The following is a 16,391-nucleotide window of genomic DNA, read 5'->3' as shown; positions in this document are numbered from 1 at the left end:
TCCTAGTCAAAAGCTCTCTTTTTTTGCTAATTGCCGGTAAAATTAAGGAAAAGGTTAAATATGACTAAATTTTTGCGAACTTTCTACGGGATGCTATTGTGAAATTGTTCGTTAAAGGATATACTTTTTTTCAAATTTAATACTTGTTAGGCGAGGCTCCTAAACAAACATAGGCTATTGCGCAGAAACGTCGAAAGACGCCAATGTGTAAAACAGGAATTGTCGAATTAAGGCTCTTCATAAGATAGCTAAGAGAAATCTTTACGTTGTTTAGTGTCAAAACTCACACGATGAGATAGTTGTTGATGTACGCAACTTTAACAAATAAGCCGAAACTTCTAAAAATCTTTGCTGATTTTTGTGAATTTTCGGCTTATTTTTTGGAGTTGGATATTTACACCACTTACTTGAAAATAAATCACAGCACATTTTGATCACGCTACTTTTATTTTTCCTCATGTGAAAGTGACTCCTTTTGCCTAATAGAAAGGATGGCAAAATGGATACTAGTTGATAACGGATGTTTTGATAAGAAGATTAGAGAAATTCTGGTTACGAAAACTTTCGTTTAAGAGGTGTTGTGTGTGAAATCAAAATCATTTGAGTTTAATTATGCGTTATTTTTGCCGATTTTTCTCTTTTATTTATTAAGTATCGGTGTGCAATATGGAGCAGCAGTCTACGACCAAGTTCCTTATAAAACTATTGTTTTAAAACAAGTGATCTTTTGCATTGCTTCATTAGGACTTTTGTTACTGACACAAAAAATCAAGACAGCGTTATTGTTACGATTGTCTCCTTATTTTTATGCCATTTCATTAGCAATTATGAGTTTGCTCTACAAATTTTATGATCCGGTGATGTACCAATTAACCGATACGAAACGTTGGCTGAGGATGGGTAGTTTTACTTTTCAACCTTCTGAATTGGTTAAATTGACTTTTGCATTAGTTCTCGTTTATTTCACCTTGCTTTATGAAAAGAAAGTCAGTGAACGTACCGTGAAAACGGATCTGATCTATGTCTTTCAAGTTCTGTTGATCAGTTTACCAACTTTCTTGTTGATGTATATGCAAAAAGATTTTGGGACAAGTTTGGTATTTATTATTTGTTTGGGGGCTCTGTTCATGATTGCAGGGGTCCATTGGAAGATCTTGGCCGTATGTGCTAGTTTTTTATTTATTATTGGGGTCATATTGATTTGTCTAGTTTTTACGAAATACGGTAATGAGATCCTTTATAGTCTGAACTTTAAGACGTATCAATTAGACCGGGTGAGAGCTTGGATCGATCCTTTTGCTTACAGTCAATCGATCGGATACCAACAATCACAAAGCTTATTGTCTGTTAGTGCAGGTGGATTTAGTGGACGACCAGCTGAAATACCACCAATCTATGTACCGGTACGTGAATCAGATATGGTATTTACTGTAATTGCCGAAACGTTTGGTTTTTTAGGTAGCGTGACCGTCGTTTTTCTATATTTCTATCTTTTCTACCAAGTTATTTACACTGCGATACAGACAAACAATAAAGGAAATCTATATCTAGCGGTAGTACTCGTATTTGGACTATTATTTCAAATCGTAGAAAATATCGGCGCTTCGATTGGTTTACTGCCTTTAACAGGAATTCCTTTGCCTTTTCTAAGTCAAGGAGGAACCTCCTTGTTGATCATGGGAGGCGGATTAGGTATGATTTTAGGTTTTAAAAAAGTAGAATAAGTCATTTGTTTAGTCAGATGAAGTTAGAAAGTAAGTGAAAGTTTTATGAGTGATTATCAACAAAAAGCACTGAAATTATCAATCGTTCCATTATGTCTTTTGATTGGATTGATTTTATGCGTAAAAATCAATCCTCCATGGTTCGAAACACTAGATTTAGCGGTTTATACAAAGATCGATTTACCTAATTTTCCACAACTAACAACGATTGTTCGTTTGTTTGCTAAGTTAGCAACGATTGGTCCGACCTTATGTTTCGCCTTTCTTTTTGCTTTTTATATTTGGAAAAAGAATTACCATTTGTTAGCGATTTGGAATATCTGTAATATCTTTGCGGTTAGTTTTTTTGGGTATATTCTAAAAAAGCTCATTGCACGAATCAGACCTGCCGTTTCACAATTGGAAATACGTACGAGTTACTCGTTTCCTAGTGGACATTCTTTATTATCCTTTGCGCTTTTCCTAACAATTATCTTATCGTTAAGTATTATTTGGAGTCGTCAGGATACCAGAAGAGTTGCTTGGTATTTTATCAGCTATCCATTGCTGATTGCAGCAACTCGATTATATCTAAGAGTCCATTATCCAAGTGATATTTTAGCTGGATTTTCGTTAAGTGCAGTAGTAGTTTTATTGTCTTATGTTGTTTGTTTCTCTTTTATCTCCACAGATTCAATATTGAAAACAAGGCAATTAGAGAAGAAAAAAACGCTTTTTTCTAAAAAGCAAAAAGTAGTTTTAGGTCTTTTAGTCCTTTTACTAGCAGTAATTATTTCTGGTGTCGCTTATGAACTGAATGTCTTTTATCATGCGCATGGGTAAGCTGGGAAAACATAACCAATAAACTAAGGGAAAGAGACCGCTTGTTTTTTTGGTTCTATCTTTTTTAAGATTGGTGAAGATTATTGACAACTTTTGGTGATTCAAAGTAATAGAAAAAATATTTTACTATAAAAAAATGAGCAGAGGGCAATTGCCTTTCTGCTCATTTAACATTTTATGATTTCTCATTACCGGCATCATTTGACAAAAATCCGTTTTTTGATGCGGTGGATAGATTTGTGAAACTGGTTATCTTTCTGAAATAGCTGTTGCAGCAAACTGTTCGATCAATGGGATCAATGTCAGTTTCACTTTGTATTTGCGTTCTAACGCTTTTTCAATTGTAAATTGGTTTTCTGCTGTCATTGAAATTTCAGCTAATTTACGTGGTTCATCTGAGTTTTTTTCATAGATGACTGCTGCATCCGCTTCTTTTTCTACATAAAATTTTGGATATTCCGCTACTGCGCTTGAAAAATCAGCGAAATTCAAAGCGGCAGTTTCAGTTGAGCGTTGTTTTTCAGTTGTTTCCGCTTTTGATACTTCAGCTGTTTTAGGTGATTCCACAGGTTTTGAGTCAGCAACTTTTGTTTCAGCAACAGGTGTAGAAACCTCTTGAGCAGTTGGTTCATCATTTTTAAGACGTTGATCATTCCAATAAGAAACGATTTCAATCAATAAGTTGTCACGGAAGCGTTCAAAGATGTCTTTTTCTCCTGAACGGATTCGTTTTAAGACAGTTGTGAAATTATCATCAATCGGTACATTGATGCGAGTATCTTCATTTGTTTTTCCTGCAAGTCCAATCGTTAAGATGTGGCGGTCTTTCGGATCAAGCATGACTTGTAAAGGTAAGCCGTAACGACGTAGACTTTCATCCTCTAAAGAATGAAATAATTGACTTCTGATTCCATCTAAAGAAGGACGGAATTGATTGAGTAATTTTTGTTTTTGTTTTTCTTCATATGTTCTCTCCTTCGCTCATACCCTTTCGATTATAAGAAAAAAAGATGAAATGAAAAGGATTATACGAAAAAAACTTAGATATGTATGTATTTATACGCATTTTTTTAGGAAAATATTTGTTTTTAACAGAAATGTTTCCTCTTTTTAGGTGTATATCAAAAGATAAGCCGATACGACACCGGCAAGAAAAACTCAGTGTGTATCGGCTTATCACGATCATTGAAGTCAGCTACGTTGTTTTGGAACAAGGAATCAAAGCAAAGACAGACAGTTCAGGTGAATAGATCACTTCATGTCCTTGCCAAGTCGTAACCATTAGCGAATGATCGAAACGGTTGGTTAGCTCTTGAATTTTTTGATCATGGGACCAGTTACGTGCTGGGAAGTGTTGGATCTTGTCTGGTCCGATCAAAAAGATAAAATCAGGATGAAAAGTACGAGTGATTTCTTCTGAGAGCCTTTCTAAACGTTCAATCGGAGTCATTGTTATCAAACATCCTTAAATTAAAATTGGGTAGTATCTGGATCTTTTGCTTTACCAACTACGCCATCTAATTGATCGATTTGTTGCATTTCTTCTTCTGACAGTTCAAAGTCAAAAAGTTCAGCATTTTCTTTGATCCGACTAGGAGTTACGGATTTTGGCAGAGGCAAGAAACCATGTTGTAAGGACCAGCGTAAAGCAACCTGAGCAATACTCTTTTGATGGGCTTTGGCAATTTCCTGCATCTCTGGTACATCGAAAATTTCCCCTGTGCCAAGTGGGCTGTAAGCTTCCAGGATCATTTCGTGTTTTTTGGCATAGTCAACGACTGCTGGTTGTAATTCACCAGGAGCTAAGAAAATTTGGTTGACCATTGGCATGATCTTGGCTGTTTTTTGTAACGCATCTAGATGATGGGGCAAGAAGTTGCTGACGCCAATGGCTTTGATTTTTCCAGCTTCATACAGCTCTTCAAAAGCTCGCCAAGTTTGGGCGTTTGCTTCTTCCCAATTGTCACGGAAAGCCACAGGATTAGGCCAGTGGATCAAGAAAAGATCAATATAATCTGTTTGTAATTTTTGTAGTGATTCTTCAAACGAAGACATCACTAAGTCATAACTGTGATTGGCATTCCAAAGTTTTGTTGTTAGAAAAATCTCTTCTCTGGGAATCCCACTTTCTTTGATCGCTTGACCGACGCTTTCCTCATTTTTGTAACCTTGTGCTGTATCAATGTGGCGATAACCAGCAGCTAGCGCTTCTTTGACTGAAGAAACTGCGACATCGCCATCCGGTGTTTGCCAAGTACCAAAACCAACAATCGGAATTTCATAACCATTTGATAAACGATACGTATTTGTTAATGAATCCATATTCTCAACTCCTTAATTTTTAGTTCACTTTTAAGTGTAGCGCATTTTCTCAAAAAAGGAATCCATTTTGTTTAGGAGACAATTATTTTTTTCAAAAAAGGAAAATAATGATTTTCGTTCTGGTATTTTGTATTGATTTTCCGTAAACTAAATCAGAAGGGAATGAGAACATGGATATTTATTTAAAAAAAGCAATTATGCATATTATTGATCGTGAAACGGGATCACCCGTATTTTCTCAACAAGAATTGGATCTGACTAAAGAGTTTATTCGAGATTTTTTACAAAAGAAAATCCAAAAAATTTCTTCTGCACAAACGAAAACAGGACAGCTGTCACCTGAAAGTATGATGGCGAAACAAGTCCAGGACTGTCAAGAAAACTTTGTAGCAGCAAGTGAAGGGATCGTTCAACGCTGGTTTGAGATCTATCAAGAAAGCGAAGAAGCGCCAAGCGCTGATGTCTTTGTTGTTTTGTATGAAGTAGATACGGTGATGTATGTGGCTTTGTTAAAAGTCAATTACCGAGAATCCTATACACATTTTGTAGAGGCAGACGAAACAGGAATCGCCAATCAATTGATTTTGAATCGAGCGATATTGGGGGCAAAATCCCAAAAGGCAGATGAAGCGTTTGCGGTAGCATTAACTGATTTAACCTATGAATTGATTGAAAAAAAATATGAGTTTTCTGGAAAAAAAGAACTCTATTTTTCGGGGAGAGTCATCGAAAGTGTTCCTGCGCCTTCATTAGAAGAGAATGTCAAAGTGATCCAAAAAGTAGCTAAAAGTTTAGGGAAAAAATTTGAAACTGAAGAATTTGATCTAGTGGCTGATTTAAAAGAGGCTGTTTATGATACGATCGAGGAAAAGGGCAGACTAGACCATGAAATGATTGCGGAAAAAGTCTTCAAAGAAAATATCACAGCGAAATTAGCTTTTCAAGAAGAAGTCCAAGAACAGGGATTTGTTGCTGAAGCTTTGCCAGTCAGAGAAGTCCAAGAAATTTCTGAGAAAAAATTTGGTAAACAAAAATTCAAGTTATCCAATGGAATCGAATTGATCGTCCCTGTAGACGTCTACCGAAATCCAGATTTGATCGAATTTGTTAATAACCCAGATGGAACAATCTCAGTCATGATCAAAAATGTAGACGAAGTATTAAATCGTTTATAATTATTAAAAGAATGCTTATTCAGAGAATACAATAAAATGTAGCAGACAAGAAAAGAGCCAAGAGAAACTATAGTGAACGTTAAAAGTTGGATTAAAAAGTTAACTTTTTTCGGTCAGTATAAAGTTTTTCTTGGTTTTTTTGCAGGTGTAAACTATATAAGTAGTGCATATCTTTAGATGTTTCAGAATGACAGCTTTCTTTTTACCAGATAACACCATTTCTTTTATGAACTGATCACTAAGAGCAAAAGCCAAAATAATCACATCATTCTTTATCAAATAAAGAGAAAATGGTATAAAGGATAGGAAGAGATAACGAAAATATAAAGGAGTGTTACAAAATGAAAGTTGAACATATTGCTATTTGGGTTAATGATTTAGAAAAAATGAGAGCGTTTTATGAGAATTATTTTGCTGCAGAAAGTTCAGAGAAATACACGAATCCTAAAACCCGGTTTCAATCTTACTTCCTGAATTTCACCTCAGGAAGTCGGATTGAATTGATTACAAAGCCTTTTTTATCAGATCGTGCAGTCGATACTTTTGGTTATGCTCATTTAGCAATTTCAGTGGGAACAAAAACAGAGGTGGATTCATTTGCTGAAACATTTGTAAAAGATGGCTATCCATTGATCAGTGGTCCAAGAACTACGGGCGACGGTTATTATGAAGCGGTTATCCAAGATCCTGAAGGAAATCTGATTGAGTTAACGACAGATTGAGACAGATTACATCATACAAAAATATAGCAAAGGATAGGAAGCACATGGAATTCAGCGAAGAGAAAAAAATTGACCTTGATGCATTGTTCGCGCTCTATACAGCTGTAGGATGGTCAGCCTATACGAAGGACATCCAACAATTAGCTCTGGGAATCCAGCAGTCACTCGAAGTAATAACGGTATGGCACGAACAACAATTGATTGGGTTGATCCGTAGTGTCGGAGATGGCGAAACAATTCTTTATATTCAAGATTTGCTTGTTCATCCTGCTTATCAAAACAAGGGGATCGGGACACAATTAATCGAAAAAATGGTACAAGCTTATCCAAAAGTCAGACAAAAAGTTTTATTGACAGAAAATGAACAACGAACCCGTCGATTTTATGAAAAATGCCAATTTCAGTCGGTAGCGACACAAGAAATGATTTGTTTTTATCGCGAATATTGATAGTTACGAAAGAGCCCATTGTAGTGAAAACAAGGAGATGGTCACAACAATTACGCATGGTTGGCTGATGAAAAATTAGTCATTAATCAGCATAAGTGTTCTTGGTTGACTTTGACCAAGTTTGACGTATAATACAAATTGTTCGATACTTACAAAAAGTAAGGCGGACAGATTCTTTTTGGATTTTTCCAAAGAAGTCTATAATGGACAACAGATGAGAGCAAAACTTTAAAGCTCTAAATTAATTAGGAGGTTTGTTAATTATGGCAAAAGAACATTATGATAGAAGTAAACCACACGTAAATATTGGAACCATTGGACACGTCGACCATGGGAAAACTACTTTAACTGCTGCGATCACTACAGTACTAGGTAAAAAAGGCTTAGCAAATCCTCAAGACTATGCTAGTATCGACGCAGCACCAGAAGAACGTGAACGTGGAATCACGATCAATACTGCTCATGTGGAATACGAAACAGACAAACGCCACTATGCACATATCGATGCACCAGGGCATGCGGATTACGTGAAAAACATGATCACTGGGGCAGCTCAAATGGACGGAGCAATCTTGGTTGTTTCTGCTACGGATGGCCCAATGCCTCAAACTCGTGAACACATTTTACTTTCTCGCCAAGTAGGCGTGAAATATTTGATTGTTTTCTTGAACAAAACAGATTTAGTCGATGATGAAGAATTAATTGATCTAGTAGAAATGGAAGTTCGTGAACTATTAAGCGAATATGGATTTCCAGGTGATGATACACCTGTTATCAAAGGATCAGCATTAAAAGCATTACAAGGTGATCCTGATGCAGAAGCAGCTATCATGGAATTGATGGACACAGTCGATGAATACATCCCAACACCAGAACGTGATACGGACAAACCATTATTGTTACCCGTCGAAGATGTATTTTCAATTACTGGACGTGGAACAGTAGCATCTGGTCGGATTGACCGTGGGGCTGTTAGAGTCGGTGACGAAATCGAAATCGTAGGGATCAAACCAGAAACGCAAAAAGCCGTAGTAACAGGAGTTGAAATGTTCCGCAAAACGCTTGATTACGGTGAAGCAGGGGATAACGTAGGTGTGTTATTACGTGGGATTCAAAGAGAAGACATCGAACGTGGCCAAGTGATTGCCAAACCTGGTTCAATTACACCTCATACTAAATTCAAAGCAGAAGTTTATGTTTTGACTAAAGAAGAAGGCGGACGTCATACACCATTCTTCAATAATTATCGACCACAATTTTATTTCCGCACAACTGACGTAACAGGAACAATTGTTTTGCCAGAAGGAACGGAAATGGTCATGCCTGGCGACAACGTAACGATCGATGTAGAATTGATTCATCCTGTTGCTATTGAAAACGGGACGACTTTCTCCATTCGTGAAGGTGGTCGTACAGTAGGTTCAGGTATCGTAACAGAAATCGAAGCCTAAGAACAAAGGATAGATAAATAAAAAAGACGCACGATTCAACAAGTCAGATGACTTTTAGAATCATGCGTCTTTTTTTCATCCATCATTAGATATAAGTTGTCATATTCAGCGTTTTTGTAACCATTTCTTTAAACCTACTAATCGCTTTTTATGGTCAACTGGTGCATTATCAATGATCAATAATGCGATCATGACATAGGCAATCCAACTGTCACGTGAATAGGAAGTATAGCGGGAAGTCCAATGAGTCGCATATTTATCTTTATACTCACGCAAGCCGTGGAAAGAGTAAAAATGTGAACCAAATTCATAAACTAAGTAAGCGATTCGTTCTTGAATAAAACTTTTTCTTGAGGTTCCAACGTTGGATAATGGCGCCATCCCCAAGTTGAAAAACTCAATCTGTTCCTCTTTCATATACTCAAATAAATGAAGGAAAAGATAATCCATACTTCCAGCTGGTGCTTTCTCAGGATCATAACGCATCAAATCAATCGTGCCGATTTTGTTATCTGTGTAGGTTGGCATGATCGAAGCAAATGCTACTAAGTCTTGTTGCGGGTCTTTTAAAACAGCGATCGGTGCCCGCTGTAGATAATCTTCTGAGAAGAACCCCAGTGAAAAACCTTTTTCTTTTCGGCTTCCTAACCATTGATCAGAAATTTGTTTGAGTTCAGTCATCTGTGTCGCAGAAAAAGGTGGCTGAATAATCTCAAAAGTAAAACCTTCTCGGTCAATCCGATTCAAGATCGCACGTGACCCTTTCATTTTCTTTCCAGAAGTAGTGAAATTGGCTAATTCAACATGTGCTTCTTCGCCCATTTTGATGAAATCATAGCCAAATTCATGTAAAATCATCACGATTTCTTCACTCGTTTCATAAAAGACGGGTAGGTAACACAAACGATCAGTTTCTTCAATAAACGCTTCGATAGCAGCAGGAAAATCTTCTTTTTTACCCGAAGGATCACCCATCACGATACATTTATTATTGTAACAAGCAAACTGTAATAAAACCGTTCCAACTTGGTCTTTTTCGTAAATAAACATGCGCTTGTCTTTTAAGAAAATCAATTGACTGTCAGAATTTCCGCCAAAGGTATGGAGGATATTTAACGCTTTTTCTTCATCCAACGGTTCGCCGACTTGCTGTTTCTTTCCTTGTAGGAAGTGGACGAAAAGAATGATGATAAAGCTTACTGCAATAATAGCAAATAATCCAGATAACCAAATCTTTTCTGACGGGAACAAAAAGAACGAAATAAAATGATGCTTACGATGAGGAAATGTTGGCAGATTATAAACACCAATAATGATGTAAAGCAACGCTAAAGCACCAATAATCACACCATCAATCGTCAACCATTCCCATGAATAAATGATTTGTTCTCTAAATAATTCATTTTTCGAAGCAATTACGATCAACAACAGTAACAATAGGAAAATAGCTGCAGTAAAGCTAAAGTCAATAATCGTCACATAAGATGCTGCTAAAAAGATCAGTGCAATAGTTGGCCAATAGGCTCTTTTGACTCTTGCAGCAATCCCACGCCCCATGATGACAAAGAGAAATCCTAACAACATACTTGGGAATTGAATAATAAAATGCAACCTTAACGGATTGATACTATGCAGCCAACGAAACTCGGTAAAAGCTTGTGGGATCGTTGCTGAAAGAACCATCATGATACCAGAAAAATATAAAAGGACGACGACGGCTTTATGAGCAATCTCTGTTGCCAGCTGCTTAGGAATACCAGAATAACGTTGATCAAAAGTTGAGCCAATATTCTTAAAGAAAAAGACGATCCCGATCAAAAAAGGAATAATGTAATAAAAAATTCGGTACAGTAAGATCCAAACGACTACAGTTGCCTTTGGCACACCTATGGCAGAAAGACCGATAATCATCATGATATCAAAACTACCGATTTCACCAGGAATCATCGAGACGATTCCGATAACTGAAGCTGCGATAAAGAGCGGTATCGTTTGCCACAAATCGACTTTGATATCCATAAGTGCCCCAACTGCTAGAAAGGTGAACAAGACACCAGACCACTCTAAGATCGAGACAAGCAGCAATTGTCCTTGTGTTTTTAATGAAAGTCCTCCGAGGTAGCCCTCTTTTTTTAAGGTAGTGACTACAAAAACAAGTGGGAAGTATAACCCACCACCGATCAACCAAATCCAATACTGCTTAATAAAAGGCGCAACCGGTGCAAAAAAGACCATAAAAAAAGAAATCAAACTATAAATAGACAGTCCAGCCATTAGAAATAAAAAGATCTTCGACAAAGCTTGCATCAACTGCTTACTGTCTTTTTTATGACCGTATAATTCGGAGCGTAATCCGATGCTGACAAAGCCGCCAAAACCGGCAACATTGTTGATGGTATTGATCAACCAACTTGTTTCAAATAAATAACTCTTTTTTAATTTTTGTCCCAACAAGCGGTTAAGGATGATGTCATACCCAATCATCGGTGCAACAGATAGTAATCCAACAATGAGCATCAACCCCGTCTTCCAAAGTGGGATTGTTGCAAATGTTTCGGCTAATTGAGCGATCGATAGTGTTTTGCCAATATTGATCAATTCACTAACGATAATGACAACCACAGAAATTAAAAAGATTGTTTTAAAGAGACCTAAATGGTTTTTGAACCATTGTAAGGCTTGTTTTAACAAAAAAATCACCTACTATTCTTATTATTCAGACAAAAAATCTAATACTTCTTGATTGAAACGTTGAGGATCTTTTCTAGCTAACTGATGTCCTTGTTCGTTCACTAAAACAAAAGAAGCATTTGGGATCGTTTTTGCTAGGTAAAGGGAGTGTTGCAGTCTGATCACATCTTTTTTTCCAACAATAATCAATGTTTTACATTTAATTTTCTCTAAATCTGCTGTTGAAAGACCGATATCTTTTAACAACAATTTGATCACCAACAAATTTTTTCTAAGCGATGGGCAAACTAAAGAAAGCAACCACATACCAATATAATGACAGTAGCTAAGCAGTCTCGCTGAGAATAAAACCCCTTTAACTAAAGTATTTCCTGAATTTAATATTAATCGATGTACTTTCTCTGGATAATAACTTGAAAAGACCAATCCAAGATTAGCTCCATCACTAAAACCTAGTATATTTGCTTTTGTAATTCCTTCAAGTAGCATGATGGTATAAAGATCTTCTGCCATCAAACGAAAAGACAAGGTATTTGCTTGATTCGTTGAACGTCCGTGACCTCGACTATCAATGAGATAAACGGTATAAAACTGACTAAAGACAGGAACTTGCTCTGAGAAGAAACGACCACTGCCATCATTACCATGGAGTAAAAACAGAGGCATGCCATTTCCGCTTTTCTCATAATAGATCTCTGTTCCATCAGTCATTTTTGCATATTTCTTTTCTTTTTTCACATAATCACCTACTGGTTAAAGTATAACGACAATTCTCCTATAAGAGCAATTGTTTTCCTAAAAAAACAACGATCATTTTCGTAAGATAGTAAAAAATTCCGAAAATTTCAGTTTTTATTAAGGAAAGGAACAAATGATTAGTAAGAAATAGCCAAAAACGATAATAAATAGTAAGATAAAAAAAGATGTCAAAATAACTAGGTGAATGTTTATGAAAAAAAGAAAAAATCAATCTTTCGAAGAATCGTCTCTTTTTTAGTGATTGTCTTGGTCATAGGAGTATTGATCATCTTAGGAAAAACCTATCAATCAATTAAAAGAGTAGAAAAGTACGAACCAGAAATAACAACAGCAATCAAAAAGTACCATATGGAAGAGTACGAGTCTTTGGTCAAGGGGATCATTTTAACAGAATCAAAAGGCAAGGGGATTGATTTGATGCAAAGTTCGGAAAGCGCCTATGGTAAAGCCAATTTGATCGATAATCAAAAAGAAAGTATCGATCAAGGAGTCAGCTACTTAGCAGAAATGATCAATGAGGCAAAAAAACAAGGATGTGATCTTGATACAGCTATACAAGCCTATAACTTCGGTAAGGATTATATTGTCTACGTAAAAAAACGAGGTGGGGAAAATACTATGGAGATAGCAGAAGAATATTCCAAAAATGTCTTGAGTCCACTTTTAGGTAATGAGAAAAAAACCAAGTATCGCTATTGGCGAGTCCCCTCATTGCTTTACAATGGCGGTTATCTTTATCATAATGGAGGGAACATGTTTTACACAAAAGTTGTCAAGATGAATGAAGACCTCATTGAGTTATATGACAAAGTTTTTAACTAATTGAGTGTAATGCTGAGATTTTTTGCTAGATCTTTATCTTATCAGAAAGAAGGAGTGCTCAAAAAAGTGGAAAAAGAACAAATCATAACAGAAAAGGTAGCGAAAGATTCAGGGAAAGACTGGCTATTGCGCTTTGTAAAGGGAATGTTTATCGGTTCGGGTTTTATTTTACCGGGGGTAAGCGGAGGCGCTTTAGCAGCTGTTTTTGGGATGTACGAACGATTGATCTCTTTTTTAGCTCATCTAACCAGAAATTTTAAAGAAAACGTGCTTTTCTTTTTGCCTGTCGGATTAGGAGGCATCAGCGGAGTCTTTTTGCTTTCCTTTTTGGTGAGTTTCTTATTAGGGACATATGAAACGACGATTTTATGGTTTTTTGTTGGGTGTATTGTAGGTACTGTTCCAGCGTTGTGGAAAGAAGCTGGAAAGAAAGGGCGGCAATCAGGTGATATCATCCTGATGATCGTCACATTGATCGTGGCTTATTTCTTTTTACTTTACGGATCACAACTATTTGATGGTCAAGTTGAACAAAACACAGTAACTTGGATCATCGCTGGTGGTCTAATCGGCTTAGGGATGATTGTTCCTGGACTGAGTCCCTCGAATTTTTTAGTCTATATGGGGTTATACAAGGCGATGGCTGATGGTTTCAAAGAAGCTCGCTTAGACGTGATCTTACCGATCGGTTTAGGCGCGGTATTCTGCGTGTTGACGTTATCAAAGTTATTTGATTTTATATTTTCTAAGGCATATAGTAAATTGTTCCATTTTATTTTAGGAGTTGTTTTTGCTTCGACGGTAATGATTGTTCCTACAGATTACACAAATTTAAGTTTACTAGGAATCATCTTTTGTCCCATTTTATTTTTTGCTGGTATCGCATTAGGTTGGTGGATGAGTCGTTTAGAAGAACAATATAAATAAAGGTTGAATGGCGCATGATTTTTGCTGGGATTTCTCAACGGCATAGAATCATGTGTTCTTATTTTGTATAAATTTGTAAAAAATAAGTTGTTTTTAATAATAGAACAAGCTAGACTTAAATATATTGATTATTTTTTGAAAGTTGGCGAAAAATGGAAACGAAAGAAATGAACGGTCTTACTCAGGAAGAAGTGAGACAAAAAATTTCCTCTGGGCAGCAAAATGATTACCAAGAGGATGCATCAAAAAGTACTAAGCAGATTCTTAGTGACAATATACTAACGCTGTTCAATTTTTTAAATTTTGGTATTGGGATTTGCTTACTATTGGTCGGTGCCTATTCCAATATGGCTTACTTGGCAATCATTGTGGTGAATATCATTATTGGTATCTATCAAGAAATCCATGCTAGAAATCTAGTAAGAAAGTTATCGATTGTTTCGCAATCAGAGGTACGAGTTGTCCGCGAAGGAAAAGAGCAGTCGATTTCAACGAAAGAATTAGTTTTAGGAGATGTCGTAAAGATTGGTGCAGGGGAACAGATTCCTTCTGATTTAAGAGTGATCTCAGGACGCGCAGAAGCCAATGAGGCACTATTGACAGGGGAGTCAGACCTGATTGTCAAAACCGAAGGAGATGAATTGCTTTCAGGTAGTTTCTTAACCAGTGGTTCTGTTTTAGCTCAAACGATTCGTGTGGGTGCAGACAACTATGCAGTTCGCCTAACGAGTGAGGCAAAAACCCATAAAGCGATTCATTCTGAACTTGTCGATTCTATTCGAAAAGTATCGAAATTTACTAGCTTCATTATCATTCCATTAGGTATTATTTTATTTTTAGAAGCGTTATTTATCCGTGATGCTTCCATTAAGATTTCTGTTATTGCTTCGGCAGCAGCATTACTAGGGATGTTGCCTAAAGGCTTAGTCCTTTTGATTAGTATTGCACTGACTACTGGTGTAACGAAATTAGCAAAGAAAAGAATCTTAGTCCAAGATATGTATTCGATTGAAACACTTGCTCATGTAGATACGCTTTGCTTGGATAAAACAGGGACGATCACTGAAGGAAAAATGAGTATCCAACGGGTCGAAGCCCTAAATCCTAAGTACGAAAAAGCGATTCCTGAAATCATGGGAACCTATCTAGCTGAAAGCAGTGACAATAATCTTACCATGCGGGCACTTAGAGATTACTTTCAAGTAGCTAATCGCTATACTGTGACTGAAAAGTTAGCTTTCTCTTCTGACCGTAAATGGGGAGCAATGGAGTTTCCTGAATTAGGTGTGATCTATGTAGGAGCTCCTGAACGTTTGGTTGAAAAATCACAACTGCCAGAAAGTTTGGTGGATGCTCAAGCAAATGGCTACCGTGTATTGATGCTAGGTGTCGCTCCTGAACAACATTTGACTGAAGGAGAGCCAAAAGGCGTTGAACCAATCGCGCTGTTTGAGATTGACGATCCAATACGTAAAAATGCAGAAGAAACATTAGCTTATTTACATGCTGAAGGTGTGAATCTAAAGGTTATTTCAGGTGATAATCCGTTCACAGTTTCAAATATTGCCCGCCGTGCAGGCTTACCAAATTATGATTCGTATGTTGATCTTTCTACGATGACAGAAGAAAAAGCTGTCCGGGAAGCCGCTCATGAATACACGGTCTTTGGTCGTGTGAGTCCACAACAAAAGAAAACATTAGTGAACGAATTAAAACAAAGTGGTGGAACTGTGGCTATGACTGGGGATGGAGTCAATGACGTGTTGGCACTGCGTGAAGCAGACTGCAGTATCGCCATGGCTGAAGGAGACGGTGCAACAAGACAAATTGCTAATCTCGTTTTACTTGATTCTGATTTTACGACTTTACCAGAAGTCTTATTCGAAGGGCGTCGTGTCGTGAACAATGTGACCAAAGTTTCAGGTATTTTCTTTATAAAGACGATCTATTCGTTTATTCTTTCTATCTTATGCGCAATTACTGCAATCGGGTTTCCATTCATCCCAATCCAGATCACATTGATTGACTTAGCTATTGAAGGTTATCCTTCTTTCTTCTTATCGTTTGAACAAGATAAACGAAAGATTACCTATCGTTATTTACCAACAGCATTGATCAATGCATTGCCAAATGCATTGCTAGTCGTATTGAATATTATTGTGGTTTATATTTTAGGAAAAGTTTTGCCATTTACCCAGTTGCAAACGACCACTTTAATGTATTATCTATTGATCGGAATCAGCTGTATGGCAGTAGTCAAAGCGTGTTATCCATTTAATCCGTTGCGAATTTTCTTAGCGGTAACAACTGTTGTAGGGATTTATGTAGCAGCGATGCTTTTCCATCATCTGTTAGAAGTTGATCTTGGGTTAGGAACGGCTTGGCCATATTTCATTGGTTTTATGATCGTTAATATCATTTTGAGACTGATTTATGGAAAGACCAATATCCGTGACTACTTATTGAATAAATTAGCAACAACGAAATAAACCGTTGCTTGTTCTTAGAATGACAAGTATTATACTTG

At 36.8% G+C, this 16,391-nt stretch carries 14 protein-coding genes and 1 riboswitch; of the genes, 9 read left to right on the top strand and 5 right to left on the bottom strand.

Annotation, left to right across the window (positions count from 1 at the left end; translation table 11 throughout):
* Positions 1-135: 135 nt before the first annotated feature.
* Positions 136-303: riboswitch (M-box (ykoK) riboswitch) on the top strand.
* 281 nt (positions 304-584) lie between these two features.
* Both EHR_RS12690 and EHR_RS12685 read left to right on the top strand, forming a co-directional pair.
* Positions 585-1,724, top strand: coding sequence for an FtsW/RodA/SpoVE family cell cycle protein (locus tag EHR_RS12690; protein WP_010737333.1), 1,140 nt, complete (start codon positions 585-587; stop codon positions 1,722-1,724).
* Between the two features lie 45 nt (positions 1,725-1,769).
* Positions 1,770-2,546, top strand: coding sequence for a phosphatase PAP2 family protein (locus tag EHR_RS12685; protein WP_010737334.1), 777 nt, complete (start codon positions 1,770-1,772; stop codon positions 2,544-2,546).
* A 249-nt stretch (positions 2,547-2,795) separates the two neighbouring features.
* Here EHR_RS12685 and EHR_RS12680 read toward each other — a convergent pair whose 3' ends face one another.
* From EHR_RS12680 to EHR_RS12670, 3 genes are all read right to left on the bottom strand, one after another.
* A complete protein-coding gene (locus EHR_RS12680) occupies positions 2,796-3,386 on the bottom strand; it encodes a hypothetical protein (RefSeq protein WP_014834740.1) in 591 nt (196 codons plus the stop codon).
* A 355-nt stretch (positions 3,387-3,741) separates the two neighbouring features.
* Positions 3,742-3,996, bottom strand: coding sequence for a hypothetical protein (locus EHR_RS12675; protein WP_010719598.1), 255 nt, complete (start codon positions 3,994-3,996; stop codon positions 3,742-3,744).
* Positions 3,997-4,016: 20 nt separating this feature from the next.
* Positions 4,017-4,868 (bottom strand): aldo/keto reductase, encoded by an 852-nt coding sequence (locus EHR_RS12670; protein WP_010737336.1) that lies wholly within the window; start codon positions 4,866-4,868, stop codon positions 4,017-4,019.
* A gap of 170 nt (positions 4,869-5,038) precedes the next feature.
* Between EHR_RS12670 and EHR_RS12665 the strand changes: the two genes are divergently transcribed.
* From EHR_RS12665 to tuf, 4 genes are all read left to right on the top strand, one after another.
* On the top strand, positions 5,039-6,043 hold the full coding sequence (locus tag EHR_RS12665; protein WP_010719596.1) for a nucleoid-associated protein: 1,005 nt from the start codon (positions 5,039-5,041) through the stop codon (positions 6,041-6,043).
* A gap of 341 nt (positions 6,044-6,384) precedes the next feature.
* Positions 6,385-6,765: a VOC family protein gene (locus EHR_RS12660; RefSeq protein ID WP_010737337.1), complete on the top strand. Its 381-nt coding sequence runs from the start codon at positions 6,385-6,387 to the stop codon at positions 6,763-6,765.
* A gap of 44 nt (positions 6,766-6,809) precedes the next feature.
* A complete protein-coding gene (locus EHR_RS12655) occupies positions 6,810-7,214 on the top strand; it encodes a GNAT family N-acetyltransferase (protein ID WP_010737338.1) in 405 nt (134 codons plus the stop codon).
* A 263-nt stretch (positions 7,215-7,477) separates the two neighbouring features.
* Positions 7,478-8,665, top strand: a complete 1,188-nt coding sequence (gene tuf / locus EHR_RS12650; RefSeq protein WP_010719593.1) for an elongation factor Tu — start codon at positions 7,478-7,480, stop codon at positions 8,663-8,665.
* A 105-nt stretch (positions 8,666-8,770) separates the two neighbouring features.
* On the opposite strand, the gene mprF is transcribed toward tuf, so the two are convergent.
* Together mprF and EHR_RS12640 are read right to left on the bottom strand one after the other, a co-directional pair.
* Entirely contained in the window at positions 8,771-11,356 is a 2,586-nt protein-coding gene (mprF, locus tag EHR_RS12645; protein WP_010737339.1) for a bifunctional lysylphosphatidylglycerol flippase/synthetase MprF, read from the bottom strand.
* Positions 11,357-11,377: 21 nt separating this feature from the next.
* On the bottom strand, positions 11,378-12,094 hold the full coding sequence (locus EHR_RS12640; protein WP_010737340.1) for an alpha/beta fold hydrolase: 717 nt from the start codon (positions 12,092-12,094) through the stop codon (positions 11,378-11,380).
* A 201-nt stretch (positions 12,095-12,295) separates the two neighbouring features.
* Here EHR_RS12640 and EHR_RS12635 point away from each other — a divergent pair, with 201 nt between their 5' ends.
* The 3 genes from EHR_RS12635 to EHR_RS12625 all read left to right on the top strand — a co-directional run bounded on the left by EHR_RS12635 (position 12,296) and on the right by EHR_RS12625 (position 16,353).
* Complete coding sequence (locus tag EHR_RS12635; protein ID WP_014834739.1) at positions 12,296-12,937, top strand: lysozyme family protein; 642 nt, start codon at positions 12,296-12,298, stop codon at positions 12,935-12,937.
* A 144-nt stretch (positions 12,938-13,081) separates the two neighbouring features.
* The gene (locus tag EHR_RS12630) at positions 13,082-13,864 is read left to right on the top strand and encodes a DUF368 domain-containing protein (protein ID WP_223603424.1); all 783 of its coding nucleotides are present in this window, start codon (positions 13,082-13,084) and stop codon (positions 13,862-13,864) included.
* A gap of 167 nt (positions 13,865-14,031) precedes the next feature.
* The gene (locus tag EHR_RS12625; protein ID WP_010737343.1) at positions 14,032-16,353 is read left to right on the top strand and encodes a cation-translocating P-type ATPase; all 2,322 of its coding nucleotides are present in this window, start codon (positions 14,032-14,034) and stop codon (positions 16,351-16,353) included.
* The last annotated feature ends 38 nt before the right edge of the window (positions 16,354-16,391 follow it).

Source organism: Enterococcus hirae ATCC 9790 (assembly GCF_000271405.2).
GTDB classification, from domain to species: Bacteria; Bacillota; Bacilli; order Lactobacillales; family Enterococcaceae; genus Enterococcus_B; species Enterococcus_B hirae.
The sequence above is the reverse complement of the archived record's forward strand: the minus strand, read 5'-3'. Positions and strand labels throughout refer to the sequence as shown.

Bases quoted from the DNA above. Each gene is read 5' to 3' on its own strand.
- EHR_RS12630 (WP_223603424.1), top strand. From the start codon at position 13,082: ATGTTTATCGGTTCGGGTTTTATTTTACCGGGGGTAAGCGGAGGCGCT.
- tuf (WP_010719593.1), top strand. From the start codon at position 7,478: ATGGCAAAAGAACATTATGATAGAAGTAAACCACACGTAAATATTGGA.
- EHR_RS12655 (WP_010737338.1), top strand. From the start codon at position 6,810: ATGGAATTCAGCGAAGAGAAAAAAATTGACCTTGATGCATTGTTCGCG.
- EHR_RS12625 (WP_010737343.1), top strand. From the start codon at position 14,032: ATGAACGGTCTTACTCAGGAAGAAGTGAGACAAAAAATTTCCTCTGGG.
- EHR_RS12670 (WP_010737336.1), bottom strand. From the start codon at position 4,868: ATGGATTCATTAACAAATACGTATCGTTTATCAAATGGTTATGAAATT.
- EHR_RS12685 (WP_010737334.1), top strand. From the start codon at position 1,770: ATGAGTGATTATCAACAAAAAGCACTGAAATTATCAATCGTTCCATTA.
- EHR_RS12660 (WP_010737337.1), top strand. From the start codon at position 6,385: ATGAAAGTTGAACATATTGCTATTTGGGTTAATGATTTAGAAAAAATG.
- EHR_RS12675 (WP_010719598.1), bottom strand. From the start codon at position 3,996: ATGACTCCGATTGAACGTTTAGAAAGGCTCTCAGAAGAAATCACTCGT.
- EHR_RS12680 (WP_014834740.1), bottom strand. From the start codon at position 3,386: ATGCTTGATCCGAAAGACCGCCACATCTTAACGATTGGACTTGCAGGA.
- EHR_RS12665 (WP_010719596.1), top strand. From the start codon at position 5,039: ATGGATATTTATTTAAAAAAAGCAATTATGCATATTATTGATCGTGAA.